Below are 991 nucleotides of genomic sequence, written 5' to 3'. Positions count from 1 at the left end.
GCGAGCGCGACAGCGCCGGCGAGCAGATCGGCGAGCGCGTCGTGCTGTCCATCGGCCGCGACGATCTTGGCGACGAAGGCATACGGAAGTGATGCGGGTGTGGACATGAGGGGTTCTCCTAGGTGTCGAGGTTTCTTGGTGAAGCGAGTTCAGCGTATGACGAGCAAGGGCATGTGAGAAGTGGCGTATACGGCAGTATTGCTATTGTTCGCGCCATGCGTATCGGACTGATCGCGATCGACGGCTGCTTCGGTTCGGCTGTCGCGTCGGTCATCGACATCGTGCGGGTGGCCGACGGAGCCCGCGGCGATGTCGACCCGCGGATCGACCCGATCGAACTCGCCATACTCGGACCGAAACGGAGAGTGACCACGACGGCATCGATGACCCTGTCGGTGGACCACCCGCTGTCGGAGTCCGCAGAGTTCGACGTGGTCGTCGTCCCTGCGCTTGGAACCCTCACGGCCGCCGCTACCAACGACGCCCTCCAGAGCCGAGATGCTCGTTCGGTCATCGCCTCGCTCGGGCGCCTCGACGACGCGACCACCCGGATCGCCGCGGCGTGCACCGGCGTGTTCGCTGTCGCCGAGACCGGACGGATGCATCATCGGCGGGCGACGACCAGCTGGTTCCTGGGGCCGGAGTTCCTGAAGCGCTATCCGACCGTCGCCCTCGATCTCGACACCATGGTCGTGGTCGACGGGAACCTCGTCACCGCCGGCGCCGCGTTCGCCCACATCGACCTCGCGCTCTCACTCGTGCGATCGATCAGCCCCGACCTGGCCCAACATGTCGCCAAGCTCCTCATCATCGACGAGCGTCCGTCGCAGGCGGCCTTCGTCGCCTACGAACATCTCCGGCACGAGGACCCGATCGTCGTCGAGTTCGAACGCTTCGTGCGCGCCCGCCTGGACGAACCGTTCAACGTCGCCTTCGTCGCGCAGTCGCTCGGCACCAGCCGGCGCACCCTCGAACGACGAGTCCGTGCGGC

Annotated in this window: 1 protein-coding gene and 1 pseudogene; one reads left to right on the top strand and one right to left on the bottom strand. The window is 66.2% G+C overall.

Features of this window, described 5'->3' with window-relative positions; all coding sequences use genetic code 11:
• Nucleotides 1-107, bottom strand: a pseudogene (locus ASU23_RS12285) (antibiotic biosynthesis monooxygenase); the annotation flags it as partial.
• A gap of 108 nt (nt 108-215) precedes the next feature.
• On the opposite strand from ASU23_RS12285, the gene ASU23_RS12280 reads away from it, so the two are divergent.
• A partial coding sequence (locus ASU23_RS12280; RefSeq protein ID WP_058038013.1) for a DJ-1/PfpI family protein occupies nt 216-991 on the top strand: 776 nt, incomplete at its 3' end.

Source organism: Rhodococcus sp. KB6 (assembly GCF_001445685.1).
GTDB classification, from domain to species: Bacteria; Actinomycetota; Actinomycetes; order Mycobacteriales; family Mycobacteriaceae; genus Rhodococcus_F; species Rhodococcus_F qingshengii.
The sequence above is the reverse complement of the archived record's forward strand: the minus strand, read 5'-3'. Positions and strand labels throughout refer to the sequence as shown.